A 22,947-nucleotide genomic window follows, 5' to 3' on the forward strand; every position below is an offset into this window, starting at 1 on the left:
CTTTACAGGTATTGCCTTCAACCGGAAGGCAATACCTTGTTTGGCCACGACCGAATAACCGCCTGAACCAGCGTTGCCAGCGGAATGGCGAAAAATACGCCCCAGAACCCCCACAACCCTCCGAACACCAGTATCGCAACAATAATTGCCACCGGGTGCAGATTCACAACTTCGGAGAATAACAGCGGAACCAGGACATTTCCATCCAGCGCCTGAATGACGAAATAAGCCACGCTCAACCAGAGAAAATCATTACTCCAGCCCCACTGGAACCAAGCGATCAGTATTACCGGGAAGGTGACAACCGCCGCACCGATATAGGGAATGATGACAGAGAGCCCGACCAGTACCGACAGCAACATGGCATACTGCAAGCCCATGAAGGTAAAGGTGAAAAAGCTGACCGTGCCAACGGCAATGATCTCCCAAAATTTACCGCGAACATAATTGGCAATCTGTTCATCCATATCCTTCCAGACGGTATCGGCGAATTTTCGGTTTCTTGGCAGAAAATTGAGTGCCCAATCGAGAATTATCCGCTTGTCCTTAAGAAAGAAGAACACCAGCAACGGCATTAAAATCAGATAAACCAAAATCGTGATAATCCCCACCACCGATGAAAGAGAGATAGAGAGTACCTGCTGACCAAACGTGGCGATCTCACGCCGTAAGATGGTGAAAATCTCCTGAACTTGCTCGACAGTAATGATCTCCGGATACTTCTCCGGCAACAGCATCAGCAGCCGCTGCCCTTCTGAAATCATGGCCGGAATTTGCTGGAATAGCTGGGTCACCTGCCGAGAAAGCTCAGGTAGCAACACAAACAGAATCAAGGTAACAAACAGTAAAAAAGCGATGAAAACAATCAGCACTGCGGTAAAACGGGGAATCCCCATATGTTGGAATTTACCGACCAACCCTTCCAGGAGATAGGCGACTACGGCACTGGCTAAAACCGGCGCCAGCATCTCCCCCATGGTAATGATGATGGCAAAGCACGCCACCAGAAACAGGGCAAGGAATATGACTTCCGGATCGGAAAAATGTCGTTTAAACCAATCTGTCAGTAGTTGCATCCGATAGGCCTATCCAAAAGATCCCTGTTATTATGGCTCACGTTGCTTCGAGATAAACTCCTGGTGATGGCGCTTAAACAGCGCTTCCAGATCATCGATCACCTCGGCGGCACTGCGCCCATGCATGACATGGGCGGTCATCAAGGAAGAGGTCTCCGTCAACAAGGCAGATCTTTCCAGCATGTGATAACTTTCGGAAAGTCGTTTGATCGCCCCGACGACACTCTCCTCCTCAGGCCGGGGGATTGGCTTGGGATCCAACACTGGAGGTGGCTCATCGGTTGTGGAAACCGGTTCGGCGCGCTGAACAAGAAACTCGGCGAACGCCAGCAGACTGATTTTATCCTGTTCACCAAGAGACGAATAGAGCTTGATCAGCCTACGCTGCTGTTCCGAAAGCTGCTGCCCAGGCAATAACATAGTCAGTCTATGCAGTCGTTCTTATGCTCTTCGCAGTACTTCTGGGCGAACTCGAGCAACTCCTCCATCACCCGTGCCCGGAATTTCTGCTTTTGATGCACAAATGAGAAGGGTCTCTCAAGCGCCGGCTCAAGATTGATGGCCACCAGTGTTCCGAGCTTCAGTTCCTTTTGAATGGTTGCCCGGGAAACCACCGATATCCCCATACCCGCTTCAACAGCCCCTTTTACCGCTTCAGGGCTACCCAGCTCCATGGAGATATTCAAATCATCCACATTATCTTTGATCTTGGCGAGATACTCGTTGATGACTTCCCGGGTACCCGACCCCTCCTCACGGCAGATAAAGGGGTATTTGATCAGGTCTTCATAGGTCAGGGTAGTACGTGACGACTCGGGATGACCTGGGGGTACAATGGCTACCAGTTGGTCCGCCTTGCATATCTCGACCACCAGGTTTTTATTGGCGACCGGCGCTTCGACAACACCCAAGTCGATGGCATTGTTCTCCACCATTGAGACTATCCCTTCTGTATTGGATACCTTTAGATGAATATTGACATCCGGGTATTTAACTTTGAAATCGCCCAACAGCGCCGGCAACATATATTCTGCAATAGTGGTACTCGCCCCGATGGTCAGCGAACCGCTAATCTCTCCGGTCATGGCCCGGACCGAGTTCTCCATCTCGGCATAAAGTTCAAAAATCTTGGCGGCATATTCGTAAACATGCGCCCCGGCATCGGTGAGGCTGATGCGATTATGGGTTCGATCAAACAGCCGGGTATTGAAATAATCTTCAAGCTGTCTGACCTGAAAGGTCACGGCTGGCTGGGTCATATGAAGAGATTCAGCCGCCTTGGTAAAGCTGAGCAACCGTGCCACGGTATGAAACACCTGAAGTCTGCGATCGGCCATAAGATATCCCCACAGAGATGATTGGTAATAAAATCTTTTTATAGCATACAAATCCTTGAAAAAGCCAATTATTTTAGAAAATTATAATTTTTTAAAATAAAGGCTATTAAATGAATTTGTTCAATGACTTATTGTTACTGTCTCCACCCTAGCCCTGCCACTCCGCTATCAAACGCTGCCCTTATTGCTCACCTATCAATTGACGCAATGCTTCAACCATCGCGCCCGGCGCCTTAATCATTGCTGTAAAACTGTACCGGCCAGTCCGTTCCAAATCGGGAAAATCAAGGGGTAACTTGAAACGGGGATGTAGGGTAAATACTTCCCCCCCACGCACCACTAATGTATAAGGCAAACGCGGGGTGTGCCTGAGCGGCCGATTATCCACCGCCGATATGATCGCCAAATCACTGCCTTCCCCCGCACTCAGGGAAATACCAAAAAGAGAAATTGCCTCACCCGGTATATCGAGTCGAAAAACCGGCCGAACACCTCCACGTTGCGTCGACAAACCGCGCTCCACCGCTGCCAACGCTTTGGCGTGGCTGGAAAACTTGCCGAGATGGAGGAAATCATCAAACTCCTCCATGCCCAATGCATAGCGGTAGTTGGCCAGTGCAGTTCCCGTCAAACCTGTCGAGCCAAACAGTTCCTGTTCACCCAGGATATGCTTCAGCTGCGTTTGAACAGAATCCAGCCTGCGACTTACCCTATACGCAAATTGCTGATAGAGGGGATTGGTGTAGGCGACTTGCAATTTTCCGCCAACCCTTGTGATGGCAACACTCTGTGTGGCAGTAAAAAGACCGCCTAGCTCTTCAGCGGCCAACTGCTTTAGGAAGTCATTGGTAACGACAACCACATAGCGGTCTGCATCGGGTGAATATTCACCGACCAGCTCAAATCCACCCGCCGCAAGTGCCTCTTTCAACTCAATGACCGTCTTGACCATATCGCCCTTTACGTGGGAAGAGAGCACGTAGGGCTTTAACGGGGATTCTGCCGCATCAGTATGGTGTGCAAACGCCCCTATCAAAAGAAAACTCAGAGCGATAGTTTTAACCATTGCCGTAAACGATATTCCATTACCCATTTCAACACCCGATTACCCAGCTGATTCAACCCCGTGGCAGAAATATATTAGCCACGAATGAACGTAAAAGAACACGAATAATGCCAGTTTGTAAAAGCCTATACACAGATTTGAACGGTAGTGACCGCGTTTAACCGTGGACCTACCCTGATAAAAAACCCTGCGCAGTTGATTATGGTTATCACTGTTTACGTCTATTCACGGCTTTAGAGGTAGTATTTAATTAAAGCCGACACGTTAGAGAATTATTTTCCCATTTACAGAGTGGAATCATGCCCGTACCACCGTCACTCATCCGAACGGGTTATGCAAGGCTCCTGGTTTTGCGCATCAGTTCAAATTGACATTTATCAGTCAAACCAAAATGCGGTGTGCAGCACTGTTTCAAACGGTTGTGCAAATAAAATCAGGATGCTAGATTCCGTCAAACAATAATATAACTGGTCGATATCAGCCCCCTATAATCTCGGCCCTCTGATCATGGATTGATCTCTATTTAACGTACAGGCCATTAAAGGCTGCTGATCAAACTTACGGGGAATCCTATCAATGAAGAAACTTGCGCTTGTCTCGGCAATCTCTCTGGCAGCCACAGGCCAGGCAATGGCAGCAGCTTATAAACTGCCCGAATCATCCATTAATGCGACTGCACTATCAGCCGCCTATGTCGCCAATGCGCATGGTGCAGACGCCTCGTACTATAATCCGGCAGCCATGGTCTTCAGTGAAGAGCAGCGAGCGTCGATTGAGGCCGATCTCACACTGGTTCATCTCACCTCTATCAATTTAACCAGCACCAACCTCGGCACTGACTCAACCAAAGTTGAAAACATCCCGGTACCGACGTTCCACTATATCAGCCCGGCAATGGAGAATATGCGATTCGGCCTCTCGGTAGTGGCTCCGGGCGGATTGAGTAAGCGTTGGAAGGGGATCGGTAAAACCTTTGCCGAAGAGTTCACACTGGAAACGATTGAGATCAACCCCACCGCCAGCTTCAAGATCAATGAGCAATTTTCTATCGGGGGTGGTGTACGGGCTATCCGCAGCAGCGGCGTTGTAAAGAGTAGCGATCAAGGCGTTATCCCGGTGATCAGTCCTTCACGTGATCTAAAGGGCGACTCCTGGGACTACGGGTACAATCTGGCGCTTCACATCAAACCCACCGAGCAGCTTAAACTCTCGGCCACCTATCGCTCCAAGATTGATCTGACCGTTGAAGGCCACGCCACCCTGTCCGATACTGTCGCGCTGCCGACTATCTACACAGCAGCGAGCGTCAAGATTCCAATGCCAGCCAGTCTCAGCCTAGCGGCAGCTTACGATGTCACCCCTGAAACTACTGTGGAGCTGGTGCTGGAGAGGACCTACTGGTCAGCCTACAAACAACTCGACTTTGAATACCCAGCGTCAATTGGCGGATACACCCCTCTGTTCGATAATCCATCCGCCAAAAACTGGAAAGACAGCAACACCCTACGCATCGGCCTAACCCATCAGGTCAACCCCAGGTTGACCATGATGGCCGGCTTTGCCTATGACGAAACGCCGACACCCGAAGCCTATGCCGGTTTTGAGTTACCCGATTCGGACGCCAAGATTTTTTCCCTGGGCGCCCGCTATAACTATTCGGATGACCTCTCTATCGGAGCGGCACTGCTGTACGATCAGAAAAAGAAGCTGGTCATTGATGCGGGTGAAAGTACCAACCCATTCCTGACCGGTGGCACCCAGACTTTTGAGGATGCAGCGGCCTATCTATTTACGGTAGGACTAGAGTACAAATTCTAGCCAGCCATCGACTATATTTAGCGCGTAAAAAATCGGGGCAAACGCCCCGATTTTTTATATGCGTACAACCGCTATTCCCAATAATCCGAGTTTAGCTCAATACTTCGTAGAGCAACCCTACAGACACTTCCACAGTCTGCGGCCAAGATGGCGAGACCGACTGAGCGATACTATCTTAGTTTCCATGCATACTTTGCGGATAATTTGCACCTAATGAATTTATCTGCTAATAATCTAACTTCTCCCTGCTCAGATCATGATTATAGAACATAACCGAATAATAACGATTCACCGGGAGGGGGCTAGCATTCAGAAATAATAAAAACCGCTGGATGCAGTCGAATCACACAATCCGAAGGGGGTATATACCAAATGACCAGACGAGCATTTGCCGTTGTGGCGTGCGCTGTTGCGGTGTCGACCATGTTGGGTTGCACCAGCCAAAAAACGAACGCACCAACCAGTGCGGAGAAGAACGCCGCTGTTGTCCCAGCGCACACCGAACCAAAAAACGATTACAACATTACCATTAACTATGAACTGGGCATGCACTGCACCGGCTTTGATTTTACCTACTGTTGTGTGCTGCCACCCTATAACTCCGTCCAATCACAAGTGGTGAAAACCGCTGAAGGCAAAAAGAAGTGGCCGGAACTATTGGAGGCCGATGAAAAAGACCACAGTGTCCTGGTGGATGGTAAGAAGCGCTTTAAGCTGGCTTACGGTCATATCGACAACACCTATTCAGAAGGCAGCAAACTGAAATATTGGGATGTACCGTACGATGTAAACGGCGACGGTAAATATAGCGAGAATGAGAACGTCGCCAACGCCTACTTTACCCACCTTTATGTCTATAAGGACCTGAAGGGTACCAACCCAAAAGGGACCAGCAAGGACAGTGAAAAGCTGTTTGTCGGCATGCAGATCCCCATACCCCGCGACAACGGCCCCGCAGGTGCGGCCGTAGCAAGCCCGATGAAGGATGGTTTCCTTCATTACACGGGAGAAGAAGGTACGTTGGTCTATACCAAGTCCCCGGTATTGGATAATGTCCCCATACTGCTGACCAACCCGGGTATCTGGGACGCCCTGGGCCTCCCCCTGACACCTTTCACCGATACCGCCGCTGCCAAGTCCCCCTTGACCTTGGTGGAAAGTGACATCCAGCCGTTCCAGGAAGCATGGGTCTCGCTGGTGGATGCTGACAGCGGCAAGCCCGTGCTTGACAGCCACAGTGGGAAACCGGTCAGTTTTGTGGGAACCAGCCCCATCGACATTCCCAACTGCGCCAACTGCCACGCTAACAAAACGGCCAACGGCGACAAATACAACCTCTATAAGCAAGAGCGTGCTTTCTGGAAAGGCCTGGGTGCCAGCGACTGGATCGCCAACCTGAAGGCGACTTCCATTTCTATTATGGAAATCCACGATGACACCAACGGCACAGACTTCCTAAAGAACTACAATCCGGATAGCCGAGCGGTCAGCAACCGACTGGGAAGGGACCCGGTTTTATGCCAAAAGTGTCACGCCGATAACGTGATTGGCGTACTCGCCTCCAACACCTTTAAGGATCCAAAGACCGGTGAGGAGAAGCGGATACCCGCCTTGACCGAAGCGATTCACACGGTACACCAGACCCGAGCTCCGATGCCCGACAGCCAGGGCCGAACCGCCGCCTGCCAGGGATGTCATCCTGCCCATCGTCAAGATGGCGGTATGGAAGGCTATCCCATCACCCCGGACGGTAAGAATGCCTACGCCAACCGAGACAATCGGGATGCTGCCGGTGGCTGTTATGTGGGGCGTGACGTTCACGCCAATCCGAATAAGGATAGAGATGGTGTAGAGACCGGTGAAAACCTCAATGCCATCGGAAAATGGCTGCAAGCCAATGTTTCCAACATCGGTAATGACCGTGGCGGAAAGGGCTTGTGGTGCACCAACTGCCATACCCAGCTAACCCGAGAGCTCTACCAGCGTGATAACCTGACAAACGCCTTCAAGCAAGAAGGCCAGACCTTGCGAAACAAATCTCTGGATGAGATCGCCGCCGCCATAGGCGTCAGTCGCAAGGAGCTGGAAGAGCGCTACCTCGACCCAAAGGTGGTGCTGAATGACAAAGGCGAAGATACCCCGGGCAAATCCGGTATCCTCCTGACCTGGGCCAAGAAACGGCTGGTTCCGGACATCGCTGTCATTGCCTTGAAAGGTAACGGGCCGATGGTCACCAAGGATGCGGACGGTGATATCAATGTTTCGATTCTCTCCGCTAACCCGGCCGTCGATCCCAAGTCACTGAAACTGCCCGAGGGTGCCACCGGAGCCTTGGCGGTACCTTATGACGCCGCCACGCATGGCCGTGATTACTGGCTTGCAGCCGGTGCACCCCACTGCGCCGACTGTCACGCCGCGCCCTTCGTTGAAGGACAAGGGGGCATGGCGTATCCGATCAACCAGCCTGGTAAGCACAGCCTGATGCGTTACTCAAAGGGCCATGCAGGCCTTGCCTGCCAGACCTGCCACGAGTCTATTCATGGACTCTACCCGGTGACCCCGAACACCGACGTCACCAGTTACAAGCAGGCCGCACAATACAACCCTGACGGTTCCCACGGACCCTTCAAATGTGCCTCCTGCCATGTAACCAATACGGCTGGGGTGCCCTTGATAGCCGACGACAAAGAACATGTATGGAAAGGAAAACCGATCCTGAATGACTTCGATGCGGCGGTCTCCTGGATGCATGCCAGCGCACCCGATCTAGGCGGTAAAATCCCAGAGGAGTAAAAACACTCCATCCTGACCGGCCAAATTTGGCCGGTCAGGTATTCAACATACGTTGCAACACCGCCTGGTGGTTACACTACTGGGCGGTGTTATCCGGTATCCCTATCCGCAGGAACCCGATGAAGATGCTAAAAAAGTATTTTAACTATGGCCTGACTCTGGTCATCATGCTTGCCACACCCCTGCTCTACGCCAAAGCCGAATCCCAGGTTCTTGCCACCGTAGACAATCTGACCATTACTTCCGATCAGCTGGAAATGGCTGTTGCCAGCTCCCCCTTTGCAACCCAATTCATCGCGATGAACGAGGATGATCAAGCAGCGATCCGTGGTGACCTGCTTCGGCGAATGGTTATTTCACGCCTCCTTTACCTGGAGGCAACTCACCAAGGAGTAGACAAAAACACAATATTTATCAAGGAGATGAATGATTTTCGCCTTAGTCAGCTGTATCGGCACTATATGGATAAATTGCGTAGCCGCATTCAGATACCCGAAGAGGCGGTGGCGGCGATGAAATCGCAGTTTAAAGGAAATGCCGATGGTTTTGCTGCGGCCAGGTCCGCCTACCTGGCGGATCGCTATCGGGGATTGCGTATGCTGACGCTCCAGAAACTGCGGGACAAATACCATGTACGCATCCACGAGGAGCGACTCCTGCCAAAAAGTAGCGACGATACCCTACTTCTTGAAGGCGACGGCATCCAGATCACTTATGGAGACATCGCGCCGGACAGAATCGACAAGAAACAGATCAATTCAGCCTGGCTCAATGACCAACTCTACAAGCGTGCTGAGCTGCTTCTGATCGCCAAGGCTGCCGAAGAAGAGGAAGTCGATGTCAGTCCTCGCGTGAAAGCCTTTGGGGACGAACGCCTCCCCGCCCTGCTTGTAGAGCAAAAGCAGCGGGAGTGGGTGCCTGATGATCAGACACTAAAAGATTACTTCCGGCTTCACCCGGAGTTTGGCCAGATCGAGGAACGGCGCCACATTGGCCAACTGATCGTAGCCAATCGCAAACAGGCGGAATCTTTCCGCCAACGTATACTGGCGGGGGAAAGCCTGTTCAATCTGGCAGGACAATACAGCATTGACCCCTATGGCCGGTCACGGAATGGCGATATGGGCTGGATCCAGCCCGGCCGCGGTATGCCGCAAATAGAACAGGCGCTATCAAAACTGGCAGACAACGAAATCAGTGGCGTCATTGAGACGCCTGCAGGCTTTCATATCATTACCATCCTTGAGCGCAGACCTGGGAGCACGAAGACCTTTAGCGGTGTCAGGGATCGCCTGCTTCAAGCGGTCATTTCAGAGAAAATGAACACCTATCTCCAGGAACTGGAAAAACGTCATCGCGTAGTGTGGAATGTCATCAAGGAGGATACAAATCCATCGACCAAAACATCTGCATCCGGTGGAAGTTGAAAAATGCGGTCTCTCAACCTAGTGGGTTTAGCCCTGTTACTGCTTACACTGCAAAACACAACCCTTGCAAGCACGCAGCCTGACCCCCTCAACGATTCAGGAAAACGTACGGCTACCACGACGCTGCCGGCGAAGACGCGTAATGCCTGGAGCCTGCCCCCCTTCTCCCTGCAGGGCCTGGATGGAAAACAACACTCCCTGAGTGAATGGAAGGGTCAGGTAATCATGCTTAACTTCTGGGCCAGCTGGTGTGCACCCTGCCAATACGAAATCAGGGATTTTGTTCGCTACCAGGAGCAGTATGCAACCAAAGGTCTGCAGATCATCGGCCTTGGGATCGATGAAGAGCGAAAATTGCAGAATGCCAGCCGCTCACTCTCCGTGAACTACCCGGTTCTGATTGCCGATCCGGCCAATAGTGACGCGTTGTTGACGGAATGGGGAAATCCGCAACGCATCGTTCCTTATACCGTAATCATCGATCGAAACGGTGAAATTACCTACATCCACCGAGGCCAACTTGATCAGGAGACCTTTAACGAATTTGTCCTGCCACTCATCTAATGAGTAGCAAAAGCCGTGATCCCCGCTGCTGTTCTCCTACACAAAAAAAGGCCGCAACAGAATGCGGCCTTTTCTTTTTTTAACAACTCACCGATCAGATATAGAGGCAGATATCGCTCTCTCCGGCAAACTCGAAGAAACGGGCAGCACCCGCATATTCGATACCATCGATGAATTCAGACGTATCCATATCAAACAGATCTACTGTCATCTGACAGGCAATCAGCTTAACCTCCGCTTCCTGACACAGCTCGCGCAGCTCTTCAAGGCTAGCTACGCCTTTATCAGCCATCTTCTTTTTCATCATCATGGTCATCACGGACTGCATACCGGGTAGTGCAGTACCAAGAACCGGGAACCACTTGTCCATGCCGAGCGGCATAGGCATGCCAGGATTACCCAGCGGGGTGACCTGAAGATCCAGCTTTTTACGCAGCAACTGCAGACCGTAAAAGGTGAAGAAAATCTCAACTTCATAGCCAAGCGCCGCAGCAGTAGATGACAGGATAAAAGGCGGATAAGCCCAATCCAAAGAACCTTTGGTTGCAATAATGGCTAATTTTTTCGTTTCCATCTGAATATCCTCCAGTGGATGAGGCGTGATCCGGTTGACCGGATCAGGATTTCTTGATCAGAAAGTGGAATTTACCGCCTTCTTCACGGGATTCCATCAGCTCATTGCCGGTCTGCTTGGAAAATGCCTCAAAATCTTTAACTGAACCGGGGTCAGTTGCGATGATATGTAGCACTTTGCCTGACTCCATTGCGGTCAGACTTTTCTTTGCGCGCAAAATGGGCAGTGGGCAATTCAGTCCACTTGCATCCAATTCGTCGTCAAAATCAGCCATGGTAAACCTCCAGATCTTTGTGTTTCATTGTTTGAAAATCAGTCGTATCTTATATTCTAATTATCAGCCAAACGCAAGCCCGCACCAAAGTTGTGGTTGGCGCATTACACCCCTCTATCCGGCAGAAAACATCTGTCAAACAGGCGATTATCCATGTGCAACGAGTTGGTAGCCTTGCCTCGCCCAGTCGATAATTCCCCCTCGCAGATTAATCACATTGTCAAACCCCTGCTGCATCAGATATCGGCATGCATGATAAGAGCGGGCACCACTGCGACAATAGAGCACGATATCCTTATCCTGGGAGAATTCCGTTATTTTAAGAGGAATAAGATGCATGGGTAGATGTTTCGATGAAGGCAACATGCCGCCCACTACTTCCGCTTCGCTACGAATATCCAAAAGGTAGATATCCTCGTTTGCAGCCAGTTTACTTTCAAGTTCCTGGGAATTGATCTCTTTAACCACGCGCCACACTCTTGTGATGATTAACCTAGTTATTTAGTATATTATAGATTTACTAATATATACAAGCCGAGGGTGGTTATTGTTCCACCCTGGACCACATGTTAGAGTTCCGCCTCATTCAATGGGCACGGCATTCAGGCTCACGGGCCCAAACACCGCTTACGAAGGTAACTGATGGATTTCTTTCCCATTTTCCTCGATGTTAAAAACAGAACAAGTCTGGTGGTTGGCGGGGGCGATGTCGCTGCCAGGAAGGTTACACTTCTACTGAAAGCGCAAGGCAAGATACACGTAGTATCACCAACGCTCTGTGCCGATCTGCAGGCGTCGTTGGATAAAGGCCTGATAACACATACGGCTCGGGAATTTCAGAGTACAGACCTGGATGATGCCTATCTGGTCATTGCCGCCACCAATGACCCCGCCGTAAACCGCCAAGTTTCCGAACAGGCACGCGACCGCCACCTACCGGTGAATGTCGTCGACCAGCCTGAACTCTGCACATTTATCACACCTTCTATTATCGACCGCTCCCCGGTCGTCGCTGCCATTTCAACCGGTGGTGCCTCACCCGTATTGGCGCGGATCATACGTAGCCGGCTGGAGACATTGATTCCTGCCGGATACGGTCGCTTGGCTGAATTGGCCAATCGCTTCCGGGACCGGGTCAAGGCCCGCTTCCAAGATCCCAAAGATCGTCGCCTATTCTGGGAAAAGATTCTGCAAAGCGGTGTGGCAGAGCGGGTCTTTTCCGGCCACATCGAAGAAGCCTATATCAGTATGCAGCGGGCACTGGACAGCACCGAACCCGGTGATGGTATGGGTGAGGTTTATCTGGTTGGTGGTGGTCCCGGCGACCCGGATCTGCTCACCTTCCGCGCCCTGCGGCTGATGCAACAGGCCGATGTCGTGGTCTATGACCGGCTGGTCGCGGCCCCCGTGCTGGAGATGACCCGCCGGGATGCTGAACGGATTTATGTCGGCAAAGAGCGTGACCATCACGCCATGCGCCAGGAAGAGATCAACCAATTGCTGGTCGATCTGGCGAAAAAGGGCAAACGGGTTGTCCGCCTCAAAGGTGGTGACCCGTTTATTTTCGGACGTGGAGGAGAAGAGATCGATACCCTCTCCGCGGAGGGCGTGCCGTTCCAGGTTGTACCCGCTATTACCGCTGCTTCAGGCTGTGCCGCCTACTCCGGCATTCCCCTGACCCATCGGGACTATGCGCAATCCGTTACCTTTGTTACCGGCCACCTGAAGGATGGCTCTATTAACCTGAATTGGGGTCAACTCGCCCAGCCACATCAAACCGTGGTGTTCTATATGGGGCTGGTTGGTCTGCCGGTGATCATCGAAAAGCTGATTGAGCATGGTGTCTCGCCGGAGATGCCTATCGCACTAATCCAACAGGGTACCACCGAAAAACAGAAGGTATTCACCGGCACCCTGGCCAGCATCCAGGCCATCGTAGAGCGGGAGCAACCCAAACCTCCGACACTGATTATTGTCGGTGAGGTCGTGCAACTGCAGGAGAAACTGAGCTGGTACAAAACCCCTGAAGTGCCGCGCCGGGGCGCCACCTCCCCGATCGGTCCGACTGCGGATTAAGTGACGGCGAGAAAATTACTGAATTCATTGACAAATAGAGCCAACATCCCGAGGATTGGCTCAAGCGAGCAAGTAGACAGGCATTCAGAATGAACAACACCACCCATCTTCCCGTTAACCCTTACCTGCCCGCGCCGCTGGCACTGCCCCTGAGCCTGGTGCCTGGCAAAACTTACAGCCAGGTGATGGCGAGGTTGCTGAACAAACTGTTCGGACCTGAATTGGCGGATGGGGAACTGGACTTTCTGGAAGGGAAGATCATGCGAGTGGATGTGGTCGATGCCAAACTCCACTTCAGCATAACCCTGAGCCAGGGGGTATTGGCCGCCGCTGACACCAAGTGCCCCCACGACCTGAGTATTGAAGGCTCTATCTACGATTTTCTGCTGCTGGCTACCCGCCGAGAAGATGCCGACACGCTGTTTTTTAACCGCCGTCTGCGACTCGGTGGCGACACGGAGCTGGGACTCTATGTTAAAAACTTCCTGGATGCACTGGAACTGGATGTCCGCATCGGCCCGTTCCTGCAGATGATGAACGGCGCTACCACCCTGATTGGACGTATACCGCGTCTAGCAATCCCGAAGCTGCCCTTTCCCAAACTGGGTCGACGCAGCTAGTAACCGGTCACCCAGTCGACGACGTTTACCCGGACTTTCGCTTAGACAAGCGTCTGAGCCGCCGCGTGAGCGCGGTTTTCCATTCCGGCATCCCCGTGCCAGTAGCCATTGCAGGAACCCACCGGCAATAACTTCTCAAGCTTTTCCATGCCGGTTTCCCGCTCAATATCGCCCTGCAGGCAACCCTGGAACAAATCGATCACCTTGCCGGTATGGCGAGCCTGCGGACTGATGCGCAACACATCCACCTCCAATGCCTGTATCTGCTCCAGCTCTCCGAGCAGGTTGAAGGTATGGGCCGATTGGGTCTGGATACCGTTCAAGGCGAGGAAACGGGTATCGTCCTGGGCCGATAGAGTCAACCCGTCCGGGTAGTCGAGACAACGATACTGGCAATCGTCTTTTGGCAGATTGAAGGACCGGGCGGTAAAACAGCGTGCCGAATAGGCCAGGGGCAAACGCCCAAAGGCAAATAGCTCGGTCTCAACACCCGCCGGCCGCAGTGTCTGCATGGTTTTCAGCGTCTGCTTGGAGAGCTCCACCGGAAATACCCAGCGCTTGAGACCCTGCTTGGCCAACAGGTTGAGAGTCCTGTCGTTATAGATATTGACGCTGTGCCCCGCGACAAAAGGTTTGCCGCGCATCAGTTGCACAGCCCCCATATCATTGGCTTCTACCATGTGCGCACCGTTGTCGCAAAACCGCCGCAGGCGCTTCAGCTCAGATTCGGCTTCCAGCAACGCCAAGGTGGAGAAGACCACCTCCTTCCCGACTGCCGCCAACCGCTCTGCCAGCGCGAACCAGTCATCCGTGCGCATCAACGTGCGCTTGGAGCAGACTGTCTCCCCCAGATAGATAATATCCACCGGCGAATCCGCCATCTCTGCATAAAAATCGAGTAATTGGTCCTTTGCCCAGTAATAAAGCACCGGACCGAGCGAGAGTTTCGGCTTTCTATTCATGACCCAGAGTACCTTACTGCCAGGGGCGGCTATAAGCGCCAAGAGTAGTTTGCGTCCCTTCGGATACTTTGCCCAATTCGGCCATCCATTCCGCCTGGGGGCGATAATTTTCCGGATCCCGCTGACATGCATCCAGGGCTGCGCGCCAAACCCTGGCCACTTGCTGTACATAGACCGGACTACGCTGGCGCCCTTCGATCTTTATCGCCGCCACCCCGGCGGCTTGAAGCTGCGGAAGCAGTTCCAGTGTATTGAGGCTGGTCGGCTCTTCCATGGCATGGTAGGTATTGCCGCCAACCCGGAAACTCCCTTTGCAGAGGGTGGGATAACCGGCATTCTCTCCCTTGGCAAAACGGTCTATCAGCACCCCGCCCAAGCGGGTCTCAAGCCCTTCCGAAGTCTCACGCCACTCGACATGGCTGGCCGGTGAACAGGCACCATAGGTATTGGGAGAACGACCGGTAGCGTAAGAGGAGAGGATGCAGCGGCCTTCCACCATAACGCAGAGGCTGCCAAAACCGAATACTTCGACCTCGACCGGACTGTTGTTGACGACATGCTGCACCTGGCTGAGCGAGAGTACCCTTGGCAACACAGCCCGACGGATACCAAAGTTATCCTTATAGAACTGAAGCGCCTCATAATTGGTGGCAGAACCTTGCACAGAGAGATGCAGCTTGAGTTCAGGATAGCGATTCGCTGCATAGTCCAGTACGCCGATATCGGCGGCGATCATGGCATCCACCGCCAGTTCAGCCGCCTGATCCACCGCATTCTGCCAACGACTCCAGCCATCCGGCTGGGGATAGGTGTTGAGCGCCAAGAATACCTTCACCCCGCGTTGCCGGGCGTACTGGATGCCTTCGGCAATCTTGGCAGGCCCGAAATTGAGACCGGCGAAATGCCGGGCATTGGTGTCATCACGGAATCCGAAATAGACGGCATCGGCCCCGTTATCAACCGCGGCCTTGAGGGAGGGTAGATTTCCGGCAGGACATACTAATTCCATCGACTGACTCACTCGGGTAGTGGGTAATAAGGCAGGAGTGGCCATTACCGGTCGAATATAGGCAATTCGATATCACACCGGCAGCTCGCCAATAAACTGAGCGGGATTTCCTGCAGTTTTTCTAAGTTAATTATCCCTTCCCCGGTAGTGCAGAAACAACCCCTAAATCACATGGGTATATTGACCATACTAACCACCACCTGACCCGCCTTGGCCTGAACGGTCGTAACAGGTATGCTTCGCTCGCACTCTCGGCACAGTAACGGACCCATGACCTACTACTGGATTAAAACTCTGCACGTCAGCACGGTGATATTCACCATCAGTTTTTTCGTCGTGCGTTTTTTCTGGATGTTGCGAGGTTCGAGACTGTTTAACCGGCGCTGGGTGCGCCTGCTGTCACAGAGCAATGATACGCTGCTCCTGTTTGCCGGCATTACCCTGGCGGTAATGAGCCATCAGTACCCTTTTTCAGCCCCCTGGCTGACCGCCAAGCTGACGGCGTTACTGGTCTACATCCTACTGGGTATGCTGGCTTTTAAATGGGTGGAATCGCGATCCGGACGGATCTTGTGTGGACTGCTGGCACTGGCTACGGCAGGCTATATCGTCTCGGTTGCCCTCACCCGGATGCCGCTTCCCTGGCAGTTCTTTCTCGGATAAAGAAGACCCCCAGGCTCTAGTGCTCGGCGATCTCGGCCAAGCCCTCCGCGTCCAGCAGGCGCAACCGCTTATGACGAAGCTGAATCAGGCCATTCTTCTGGAAGCGCGTCAACACTCGGCTAACCGTCTCACTCGCCAATCCAAGGTAACTGCCGATATCACTTCTGGACATGCCGATTTGAAACTCTACCTGACGCATGCCCCTTGAATGCAACCTTTTAGTCAGGTTAAGCAGAAAACCGGCCAGCCGCTGGTCCGCGCTCTGATGTATCAGCGTCGTAATCAGCTGATGATTAAAAGCCACCTCGGCACTCAACATACTGATAATGCCCTGCTGTAGCTCCTCCAACAGATATCCGGTATTCGACAGCGACTCCATACGCAATTCACAAACGCTACTGTCCTGCAGCGCACGCGCGGTATAGGGGTAACGTTGGGGTGCGAGCCCTTCCATACCGATCAGTTCACCAATCAAATGGAAGCCGACGACCTGATCAAAACCGGACACCTTGGGAACATAGGTTTTAAATGACCCGGATTTAACGGCAAAAACAGACCTGAATGGGTCGTCCTTGAGAAATATAGTCTCCCCTCTGGCTACCTGGCGACGCCTCAATAGTACGCCCTCAGGAACCTGGCTTCCCTCTTCGGCATATTCCAGGATGGAGCACATCGGATCCAAGCCGCAATCCTGACACGCTACTTCACCGGCCGCCGGTTTATCCGAAACCTTTCTGCGTCCAATATGGGGAATATGTTTTCTCTGTCTTTCCATGCGTCAATCGTTATTCAGTTACTGAATTTCACAGGATGCAGCCGCAAAAACGGCACTATTTATACAGTTTCTAGCATTAATTCCTATTAACGGCCAGCACTTAGTCAAAAAAATGTCCGATATAGCACAACACCCTGTCAGGGGTAACTGATCAGGGTGTCATGGTTGGGTACGCCAAGTCGATTATTATTTGAATAGCGCTTCCACGGAAAAACCATCCTTTTCTAATATACCACGCAGGCGCTTCAATGCGTCCATCTGAATCTGCCTGACCCGCTCCCGGGTCACCCCCAGTTCGTTGGCAACCTGTTCCAAGGTGGCATTTTCATACCCGTGCAGCCCAAACCGGCGCTCCACCACTTCCCGCTGCTTTTCATTCAACTTGTTTAGCCAATCATCCAGATTAGCCGTCATCCCTTCACTCTGCAGGCTATCGGACGGATCTTCCGATTGCACATCGGGGATGGTATCCAGCAACGGTTTATCGGCGTTTTTTCCAAACGGCGTATCGACAGAGGTAATACGCTCATTGAGACCGAGCATGTGTTTTACTTCATCAATAGGCTTATCAAGCAAGTCGGCAATTTCATCGGCCGTTGGCTCGTGGTCAAGTTGTTGCGTCAGTTTTCGTGCCGCACGCAAATAGACATTGATCTCCTTAACCACGTGAATCGGCAAACGAATCGTACGGGTTTGATTCATAATCGCCCTTTCGATAGTCTGCCTGATCCACCAAGTGGCATAGGTCGAAAAACGAAAACCACGCTCGGGATCAAACTTCTCTACCGCCCGAATCAAACCCAGATTTCCCTCTTCGATCAGATCGAGTAGCGCCAGCCCACGATTCATATAACGGCGGGCAATTTTCACCACCAAACGCAGATTGCTTTCGATCATCCGCTGTCGGGCAGCCACCTCACCTTTCTGGGCCAATCTGGCCAGGGTGACCTCTTCTTCCGCCGTCAACAGTTTCGACCCACCGATTTCACTCAAGTAGAGTCTCGTAGCATCCATTTGGGCTGATTGGCTGGTCGCTTCGTCATTCTCGGCAATGAGTCTGACATCGCTATCCGCTGGCCGCTTTGTCCTTGCTGTAGTGACCGGGGAATCCGGCTGGCCGGACTTCCCTTTTCTCTCCTTATCCAACTGCCGCTTGACCATATAAATCCTCCTGGCAAATCACTGCGGATAACTCGATCTGCAAATCAGGGATGTCGGGGCAACAACTTCAATGGATCTACCGGCGCACCATTGCGTCTGATCTCAAAATGAAGCACGGGTTTTCCGTTACCATCGCTGCCCATTTCCGCAATACGTATCCCTTTCTTAACCGTATCGCCTTCTTTCACATGGATTTTTTTATTGTAACCGTATGCGCTCAGATAATTCTTGTTATGTTTTATAATCACCAAGCGCCCATAACCGATCAACCCACTGCCGGCGTAAACCACCTTGCCCGACTCCGCAGCATTAACCGGCTCACCGATTCGACCTTCGATCTTGACGCCCTTTCTCATCGGGTCGCCTTTAACAAAACGCTGTACTACTGAGCCTTTTGTCGGCCATAACCATTGTAACTTTAGAGAAATACTGCTTATTTTCTCTTCATCCTGACTTGATGATACTCCTTTGGACACGGATCTGGATACCGTCTTATCCGATGCTACCGATTTATCACTCCCCGCTGCAACCTGGGTTTGTGGGGTTTTTGTCGGGTAATTTTTGACCGCCCACCTACGACCGGTTGGCGCCATGCGCAGTTTCTGGCCGGGATAAATCGTATAGGGGTAACGGATGCCATTCCAACTGGCCAGTGAGGCGTAATCAATTCCAAATCGCCAGGAGATAGAGTAGAGGGTATCGCCTCGCTGTACATGATACGTGCTGGGCCGGGCGCTACGTTGTTGGGCCGGCGGGTGGTCACGGGACACTACCGGCGCGCGCACCGGCGCACTGCAACCGATCAGTTGTCCCATCGACAACAGAATGATCAGCCATATGCTATAGGTACCGGCATCCGCAGCCAGCAAGCCACAAACCGGAACCTTCCCGCTACGGCTTCCGTGACGCGGTCCGATCATGTTGCCATGCGCTTTGCCTACCAATCTTACGTTTGCTCCTGATATCCCATTCATGCATACGCAACGGATTACCGGTTCAACTTAACCCAAATCACAACCAGGGCAATAAGCAAAACTGTAATCCAACCGATACGATCGATGTACTTATGCAGTGATTCTTCCATGCGCTCCCCGCCCCATGCCATTAAGCCGGCCACCAGAAAGAAACGCGCGCCACGACCGATCACGGAAGCCAGGATAAACGGTAACAGGGCCATCGAGATCACCCCGGCCGAGATGGTAAACAGCTTATAGGGAATGGGAGAGAAACCGGCCAGAAAGATCGCCCAGAAGCCCCACTCCGTAAACCACTCGCGAACCTGTAAGTACTTGGGAAAGTAGCCGGCTCCCTTGAGTAACGGTTCGACCAGTTCGAATGCGAACAGACCGATCAGATATCCCAAAAGACCGCCCAACACAGAGGCAATGGTGGTCAGGGTAGCGAATTTCCACGCCTTGCCCGGATTTGCCAGCGTCATGGGAGCCAGCATGATGTCAGGAGGAACAGGGAAAAAAGAGGATTCGGCAAAACTGAGCCCGGCCAGGAATCGGGGAGCATGGCGGTGGCGCGACCACTGCAGCACACGCGCATAGAGCTTGGAGAAAAGCCGCATCAGAGAGTCCCCCCTAACAACGGGACAAAGATCACTTGCTCCAGTAGCTCCTTTTCATAGCCGGTGCGAGTGCGCGTCACCCGCACCAGCACCTGCTCTGACCGATTACCGATCGGCAGGATCATAGCGCCCCCCACCCTCAGTTGATCCACCAATGCCCGCGGGATACCCTCCGGGGCGGCGGTAACCAGAATGCCGTCAAAAGGCGCATATTCGGGCAACCCCATTCCGCCGTCCCGGTGGTGCAGGCGAATATTTCGAATATGCAGTTCCTGGAAACGTTTTCTGGCCTGCAACTGCAGGGATTTGATCCGTTCTACGCTATACACGCGCTTGACCAGTTTTGACAAGATGGCGGTCTGGTATCCAGACCCGGTACCGATCTCCAGCACCGTCTCCATCTGGGGAGTCTGCAACAACAGCTCAGTCATGCGCGCCACAATAAATGGCTGGGAGATCGTCTGTCCCTGTCCGATCGGTAATGCGGTGTCCTCATAGGCACGGCTGGCCAACGCTTCATCTACAAATATATGCCGTGGGGTATTCCTGATCGCACTCAGAACGGCTTGGTTGCTGATCCCTTCATCGCGCAGACGCTGAATTAAGCGCTCTCGGGTACGCTGCGAGGTCATACCGATCCCGCGGTGGACTGAACTGCTCATTGCCCCATCCTGCCCAACCAGTCCTGGAGTCGGACAATATCGCTATGCCGAGTCAAATCCACCTGGAGAGGCGTCACCGACACATACCCCTCTCTGACAGCGTAAAAATCCGTGCCGGAACCGGCGTCCTGTTCCAGGCCGGCAGGCCCCACCCAATAGATGGTGCGCCCACGCGGATCGGTATCGCGCACCACTGGTTCCGCACGATGACGATGCCCAAGCCGGGTGACCTGAAACCCTTTCAGCTCCTCATACGGGAGATCGGGGATATTCACGTTAATAATGGTATCCGAAGCCAGCGGCTCCCGCTGTAGATGCTCGACTAACTCTCTAGCCACCCGCGCCCCGGTTGCAAAGTGTTTTGGATCATGGGCATTCATCGAGAGGGCAATGGCCGGCAAGCCCAGAAAGCGCCCTTCCGTGGCGGCCGCCACCGTGCCGGAGTAGAGCACATCATCACCCAGGTTGGCGCCGGCGTTGATACCGGCTATCACCATGTCCGGTTCATCATCGAGTAATCCGGTGATGGCGAGGTGGACACAGTCGGTCGGTGTCCCGTCAACCCGGATGAAACCGTTGTCCGCCAGCTCTGCGCGCAGCGGATATTCCAGTGTCAATGAGTTACTGGCCCCACTGCGGTTACGCTCTGGCGCTACCACGGTAATCTCTGCCAGGGTCGACAGCTCCTCCGCCAACGCCCTCAGGCCCGGGGCCAGGTAGCCATCATCGTTACTCAGTAAAATCTTCATACAAAAACCAAGGTGCCCACCGCGCTGATTTAAAGGCCAAACTATACTGGAAATGCCGCAACTACTCGACCGCAGCGTGCCATTCCCGGCCTGGATTCCCACTATAGCGGCAGAATTGAACATCAGTTGATATACTGACTCCGTTATGAGCGGTGATGAACGACAGATACCGGATGAGGTGGATTTGCTTTTCCAGCAGGAGATGGATGGGGCCGTTCGTCATGAACACGATAAGGCAACTCCTTACAAGCCCAAGTTAAATCCAGTGCCGCTGCCCCTCAACCCGAAAGTGACTGGCGACGGCCTAAGCGATACTTTCCTCGACCTCAATATTGAGACGGGGGAAGAGCTGTCGTTTATTCGTCCCGGCGTTCAAAATCGGCTGTTTCAGGAACTGCGGAGAGGCAAAATCCCTCCCGAGGATATGCTCGACCTACACGGCCTTCGAGTGGTGGAGGCACGTAAGGCGCTGGCGGAATTCCTCGCCCACGCCATCCGGCACCGGTTACGGGTTGTGCAGATCATCCATGGAAAGGGATACCGCTCGGAAGACCGGCAGCCGATCCTGAAACAGAAGATCAATCAATGGTTGCGACAACGTGAAGAGGTGCTCGCCTTCTGCTCCGCCCCCCGATTTGACGGTGGGACGGGCGCCGCTTACGTACTGCTTTCGCGCAAGGGACTGAAAGACGAGGGTTGGCGATAGTCGATACACTCACGCAACAGGGCCGTGGCGAAACAGCCTTTCGGCAGGCGGAAAGAGAGCTCCACCTCGCCCCCCTGAAACGACCAGGTCAAATCGCTCACCGCCACCCGCAGGGCGCGCCGCTCCATCTGCAGTCCGAATCGTTCCAGCCCTTCCCGCCAGAACAGATCCGAAGACAATATCTCGGACTCCAACTCCGCTACCGCTCCAGATACCAGACTTTCGCCACGCCCCCACAAAGGCCCGGAAAGGTGAATATCCATCTCTTGCAGTCGCAGCTGGATCGATTCATCGATTTCGCCGACCGGAAAACTGCTCCGGGTCCCGTCCAGCATCATGCGCTCCCCATCCAGCGGGCAATTCCAGTTACCGGCGGCAACCCGGGCAGCCAGGACTTTATTGAATAACAGTGAGCGAACCGCCGAGAGATAAAAACCACGCTTCTCCCGCTTGACTCGCTTCAGTTCTCCATTGAATAGGGCGCGGGCAGAAACCAGGTTTGAATCATCCGTGCCAAAACGTTGTTCGCCAAAATAGTTGGGGATGCCGTCACGCGCGATGTTCTCCAAGGTCGACCGCAGTAGGGCCTCATCCCCTTCAAACGCTCTCACCCGAATTTTAAAACGGTTCCCCTTCAAGGCACCGACACGCAATTTGCGGCTGTGCCTGGCGGTGTTCAGCACCTTGAATTCACTGGATTCAATAGCATTCCAATTCGGCTCCGGTTTCCCGGCCAGACGGATGGAGAACCACTGCCGGGTTACCGCGTGCCGATCCTTTAGTCCGGCATAACTGACATCCACGCGCGGGACACCCGCCAGCCGGGCCAGCGATGCCGCTACCCAGGCGGTATTGCTGTCGCGTTTCTCCACATGCAGTAGCAGATGCTCCCCTTCGCCATCCGGCTCAACAAGGGGAATCTCATCGACAACAAAGTCATCGAGACAAGAGCGGATAACGCCACGACATTGAGGTGCGCCGTTAGCGAAGGGTAAAGGGGTTGGGTTCTGTTCTGTCACGGTAGCTGTTCAGTCGGTGGAAAACGCCCATTCTAACTGAACC

At 53.0% G+C, this 22,947-nt stretch carries 24 protein-coding genes; 8 read left to right on the top strand and 16 right to left on the bottom strand.

Annotated elements, in window-relative coordinates; genetic code table 11:
* Positions 1–17: 17 nt before the first annotated feature.
* From ACQY5R_RS00250 to ACQY5R_RS00265, 4 genes are all read right to left on the bottom strand, one after another.
* Complete coding sequence (locus ACQY5R_RS00250) at positions 18–1,076, bottom strand: AI-2E family transporter (protein WP_428603175.1); 1,059 nt, start codon at positions 1,074–1,076, stop codon at positions 18–20.
* A 30-nt stretch (positions 1,077–1,106) separates the two neighbouring features.
* Complete coding sequence (locus ACQY5R_RS00255) at positions 1,107–1,496, bottom strand: hypothetical protein (RefSeq protein WP_428603177.1); 390 nt, start codon at positions 1,494–1,496, stop codon at positions 1,107–1,109.
* A gap of 2 nt (positions 1,497–1,498) precedes the next feature.
* Positions 1,499–2,413, bottom strand: a complete 915-nt coding sequence (locus tag ACQY5R_RS00260) for a selenium metabolism-associated LysR family transcriptional regulator (RefSeq protein ID WP_428603179.1) — start codon at positions 2,411–2,413, stop codon at positions 1,499–1,501.
* A gap of 181 nt (positions 2,414–2,594) precedes the next feature.
* Positions 2,595–3,506: a hypothetical protein gene (locus ACQY5R_RS00265; RefSeq protein WP_428603181.1), complete on the bottom strand. Its 912-nt coding sequence runs from the start codon at positions 3,504–3,506 to the stop codon at positions 2,595–2,597.
* 549 nt (positions 3,507–4,055) lie between these two features.
* On the opposite strand from ACQY5R_RS00265, the gene ACQY5R_RS00270 reads away from it, so the two are divergent.
* The 4 genes from ACQY5R_RS00270 to ACQY5R_RS00285 all read left to right on the top strand — a co-directional run bounded on the left by ACQY5R_RS00270 (position 4,056) and on the right by ACQY5R_RS00285 (position 10,081).
* A complete protein-coding gene (locus ACQY5R_RS00270) occupies positions 4,056–5,297 on the top strand; it encodes an OmpP1/FadL family transporter (RefSeq protein ID WP_428603183.1) in 1,242 nt (413 codons plus the stop codon).
* Positions 5,298–5,669: 372 nt separating this feature from the next.
* Positions 5,670–8,090, top strand: a complete 2,421-nt coding sequence (locus tag ACQY5R_RS00275) for a hypothetical protein (RefSeq protein WP_428603185.1) — start codon at positions 5,670–5,672, stop codon at positions 8,088–8,090.
* Between the two features lie 119 nt (positions 8,091–8,209).
* Positions 8,210–9,517 (top strand): peptidylprolyl isomerase, encoded by a 1,308-nt coding sequence (locus ACQY5R_RS00280; RefSeq protein ID WP_428603187.1) that lies wholly within the window; start codon positions 8,210–8,212, stop codon positions 9,515–9,517.
* 3 nt (positions 9,518–9,520) lie between these two features.
* Entirely contained in the window at positions 9,521–10,081 is a 561-nt protein-coding gene (locus tag ACQY5R_RS00285) for a TlpA family protein disulfide reductase (RefSeq protein ID WP_428603189.1), read from the top strand.
* Between the two features lie 94 nt (positions 10,082–10,175).
* On the opposite strand, the gene dsrE2 is transcribed toward ACQY5R_RS00285, so the two are convergent.
* The 3 genes from dsrE2 to ACQY5R_RS00300 all read right to left on the bottom strand — a co-directional run bounded on the left by dsrE2 (position 10,176) and on the right by ACQY5R_RS00300 (position 11,397).
* A complete protein-coding gene (gene dsrE2 / locus ACQY5R_RS00290; RefSeq protein ID WP_428603191.1) occupies positions 10,176–10,655 on the bottom strand; it encodes a sulfur carrier protein DsrE2 in 480 nt (159 codons plus the stop codon).
* Positions 10,656–10,698: 43 nt separating this feature from the next.
* Positions 10,699–10,929 (bottom strand): sulfurtransferase TusA family protein, encoded by a 231-nt coding sequence (locus ACQY5R_RS00295; protein ID WP_428603193.1) that lies wholly within the window; start codon positions 10,927–10,929, stop codon positions 10,699–10,701.
* Positions 10,930–11,076: 147 nt separating this feature from the next.
* A complete protein-coding gene (locus ACQY5R_RS00300; RefSeq protein WP_428603195.1) occupies positions 11,077–11,397 on the bottom strand; it encodes a rhodanese-like domain-containing protein in 321 nt (106 codons plus the stop codon).
* Between the two features lie 174 nt (positions 11,398–11,571).
* Between ACQY5R_RS00300 and cysG the strand changes: the two genes are divergently transcribed.
* Both cysG and ubiT read left to right on the top strand, forming a co-directional pair.
* Positions 11,572–13,005, top strand: a complete 1,434-nt coding sequence (cysG, locus tag ACQY5R_RS00305; RefSeq protein WP_428603197.1) for a siroheme synthase CysG — start codon at positions 11,572–11,574, stop codon at positions 13,003–13,005.
* Positions 13,006–13,094: 89 nt separating this feature from the next.
* Positions 13,095–13,625, top strand: coding sequence for a ubiquinone anaerobic biosynthesis accessory factor UbiT (gene ubiT, locus ACQY5R_RS00310; protein WP_428603199.1), 531 nt, complete (start codon positions 13,095–13,097; stop codon positions 13,623–13,625).
* Between the two features lie 41 nt (positions 13,626–13,666).
* Here the strand turns inward: ubiT and ubiV are convergent, their stop codons facing one another.
* Both ubiV and ubiU read right to left on the bottom strand, forming a co-directional pair.
* Positions 13,667–14,587 carry a ubiquinone anaerobic biosynthesis protein UbiV gene (gene ubiV / locus ACQY5R_RS00315; RefSeq protein ID WP_428603201.1) on the bottom strand — a complete coding sequence of 307 codons (921 nt, stop codon included), beginning with the start codon at positions 14,585–14,587 and terminating at the stop codon, positions 13,667–13,669.
* Positions 14,588–14,600: 13 nt separating this feature from the next.
* Complete coding sequence (gene ubiU / locus ACQY5R_RS00320; protein ID WP_428603203.1) at positions 14,601–15,596, bottom strand: ubiquinone anaerobic biosynthesis protein UbiU; 996 nt, start codon at positions 15,594–15,596, stop codon at positions 14,601–14,603.
* Positions 15,597–15,866: 270 nt separating this feature from the next.
* Here ubiU and ACQY5R_RS00325 point away from each other — a divergent pair, with 270 nt between their 5' ends.
* Positions 15,867–16,259, top strand: a complete 393-nt coding sequence (locus ACQY5R_RS00325) for a SirB2 family protein (protein ID WP_428603205.1) — start codon at positions 15,867–15,869, stop codon at positions 16,257–16,259.
* 16 nt (positions 16,260–16,275) lie between these two features.
* Here ACQY5R_RS00325 and ACQY5R_RS00330 read toward each other — a convergent pair whose 3' ends face one another.
* The 6 genes from ACQY5R_RS00330 to surE form a co-directional block, all read right to left on the bottom strand.
* Entirely contained in the window at positions 16,276–17,034 is a 759-nt protein-coding gene (locus ACQY5R_RS00330) for a helix-turn-helix domain-containing protein (RefSeq protein WP_428603207.1), read from the bottom strand.
* Between the two features lie 186 nt (positions 17,035–17,220).
* Positions 17,221–18,195 carry an RNA polymerase sigma factor RpoS gene (gene rpoS / locus ACQY5R_RS00335; protein ID WP_428603209.1) on the bottom strand — a complete coding sequence of 325 codons (975 nt, stop codon included), beginning with the start codon at positions 18,193–18,195 and terminating at the stop codon, positions 17,221–17,223.
* A 44-nt stretch (positions 18,196–18,239) separates the two neighbouring features.
* Complete coding sequence (locus ACQY5R_RS00340; protein ID WP_428603211.1) at positions 18,240–19,064, bottom strand: peptidoglycan DD-metalloendopeptidase family protein; 825 nt, start codon at positions 19,062–19,064, stop codon at positions 18,240–18,242.
* Positions 19,065–19,183: 119 nt separating this feature from the next.
* Positions 19,184–19,768: a YqaA family protein gene (locus ACQY5R_RS00345; protein ID WP_428603213.1), complete on the bottom strand. Its 585-nt coding sequence runs from the start codon at positions 19,766–19,768 to the stop codon at positions 19,184–19,186.
* Positions 19,768–20,430: a protein-L-isoaspartate(D-aspartate) O-methyltransferase gene (locus ACQY5R_RS00350; RefSeq protein ID WP_428603215.1), complete on the bottom strand. Its 663-nt coding sequence runs from the start codon at positions 20,428–20,430 to the stop codon at positions 19,768–19,770. Before ACQY5R_RS00350 ends, ACQY5R_RS00345 begins: the two co-directional genes overlap by 1 nt.
* Entirely contained in the window at positions 20,427–21,179 is a 753-nt protein-coding gene (surE, locus tag ACQY5R_RS00355) for a 5'/3'-nucleotidase SurE (protein WP_428603217.1), read from the bottom strand. Before surE ends, ACQY5R_RS00350 begins: the two co-directional genes overlap by 4 nt.
* A gap of 145 nt (positions 21,180–21,324) precedes the next feature.
* Here surE and ACQY5R_RS00360 point away from each other — a divergent pair, with 145 nt between their 5' ends.
* On the top strand, positions 21,325–21,885 hold the full coding sequence (locus tag ACQY5R_RS00360; RefSeq protein WP_428603219.1) for a Smr/MutS family protein: 561 nt from the start codon (positions 21,325–21,327) through the stop codon (positions 21,883–21,885).
* Here the strand turns inward: ACQY5R_RS00360 and truD are convergent.
* Positions 21,837–22,904: a tRNA pseudouridine(13) synthase TruD gene (gene truD / locus ACQY5R_RS00365; protein ID WP_428603221.1), complete on the bottom strand. Its 1,068-nt coding sequence runs from the start codon at positions 22,902–22,904 to the stop codon at positions 21,837–21,839. The two genes, ACQY5R_RS00360 and truD, sit on opposite strands and share 49 nt — an antisense overlap.
* Positions 22,905–22,947 lie beyond the last annotated feature (43 nt).

It is taken from the genome of Sedimenticola sp. (assembly GCF_050289425.1).
Classification (GTDB): Bacteria; Pseudomonadota; Gammaproteobacteria; order Chromatiales; family Chromatiaceae; genus Sedimenticola.

Excerpts from the sequence above, each read along its gene's own strand:
- ACQY5R_RS00345 (WP_428603213.1), bottom strand. The coding sequence starts at position 19,768 with ATGCGGCTTTTCTCCAAGCTCTATGCGCGTGTGCTGCAGTGGTCGCGC.
- ubiV (WP_428603201.1), bottom strand. The coding sequence starts at position 14,587 with ATGAATAGAAAGCCGAAACTCTCGCTCGGTCCGGTGCTTTATTACTGG.
- ACQY5R_RS00280 (WP_428603187.1), top strand. The coding sequence starts at position 8,210 with ATGAAGATGCTAAAAAAGTATTTTAACTATGGCCTGACTCTGGTCATC.
- ACQY5R_RS00260 (WP_428603179.1), bottom strand. The coding sequence starts at position 2,413 with ATGGCCGATCGCAGACTTCAGGTGTTTCATACCGTGGCACGGTTGCTC.
- ACQY5R_RS00360 (WP_428603219.1), top strand. The coding sequence starts at position 21,325 with ATGAGCGGTGATGAACGACAGATACCGGATGAGGTGGATTTGCTTTTC.
- ACQY5R_RS00285 (WP_428603189.1), top strand. The coding sequence starts at position 9,521 with ATGCGGTCTCTCAACCTAGTGGGTTTAGCCCTGTTACTGCTTACACTG.
- ACQY5R_RS00330 (WP_428603207.1), bottom strand. The coding sequence starts at position 17,034 with ATGGAAAGACAGAGAAAACATATTCCCCATATTGGACGCAGAAAGGTT.
- ubiU (WP_428603203.1), bottom strand. The coding sequence starts at position 15,596 with ATGGAATTAGTATGTCCTGCCGGAAATCTACCCTCCCTCAAGGCCGCG.
- ACQY5R_RS00275 (WP_428603185.1), top strand. The coding sequence starts at position 5,670 with ATGACCAGACGAGCATTTGCCGTTGTGGCGTGCGCTGTTGCGGTGTCG.
- ubiT (WP_428603199.1), top strand. The coding sequence starts at position 13,095 with ATGAACAACACCACCCATCTTCCCGTTAACCCTTACCTGCCCGCGCCG.
- cysG (WP_428603197.1), top strand. The coding sequence starts at position 11,572 with ATGGATTTCTTTCCCATTTTCCTCGATGTTAAAAACAGAACAAGTCTG.
- rpoS (WP_428603209.1), bottom strand. The coding sequence starts at position 18,195 with ATGGTCAAGCGGCAGTTGGATAAGGAGAGAAAAGGGAAGTCCGGCCAG.
- ACQY5R_RS00255 (WP_428603177.1), bottom strand. The coding sequence starts at position 1,496 with ATGTTATTGCCTGGGCAGCAGCTTTCGGAACAGCAGCGTAGGCTGATC.
- surE (WP_428603217.1), bottom strand. The coding sequence starts at position 21,179 with ATGAAGATTTTACTGAGTAACGATGATGGCTACCTGGCCCCGGGCCTG.
- dsrE2 (WP_428603191.1), bottom strand. The coding sequence starts at position 10,655 with ATGGAAACGAAAAAATTAGCCATTATTGCAACCAAAGGTTCTTTGGAT.
- ACQY5R_RS00295 (WP_428603193.1), bottom strand. The coding sequence starts at position 10,929 with ATGGCTGATTTTGACGACGAATTGGATGCAAGTGGACTGAATTGCCCA.
- ACQY5R_RS00350 (WP_428603215.1), bottom strand. The coding sequence starts at position 20,430 with ATGAGCAGTTCAGTCCACCGCGGGATCGGTATGACCTCGCAGCGTACC.
- ACQY5R_RS00250 (WP_428603175.1), bottom strand. The coding sequence starts at position 1,076 with ATGCAACTACTGACAGATTGGTTTAAACGACATTTTTCCGATCCGGAA.
- ACQY5R_RS00265 (WP_428603181.1), bottom strand. The coding sequence starts at position 3,506 with ATGGGTAATGGAATATCGTTTACGGCAATGGTTAAAACTATCGCTCTG.
- ACQY5R_RS00270 (WP_428603183.1), top strand. The coding sequence starts at position 4,056 with ATGAAGAAACTTGCGCTTGTCTCGGCAATCTCTCTGGCAGCCACAGGC.
- ACQY5R_RS00325 (WP_428603205.1), top strand. The coding sequence starts at position 15,867 with ATGACCTACTACTGGATTAAAACTCTGCACGTCAGCACGGTGATATTC.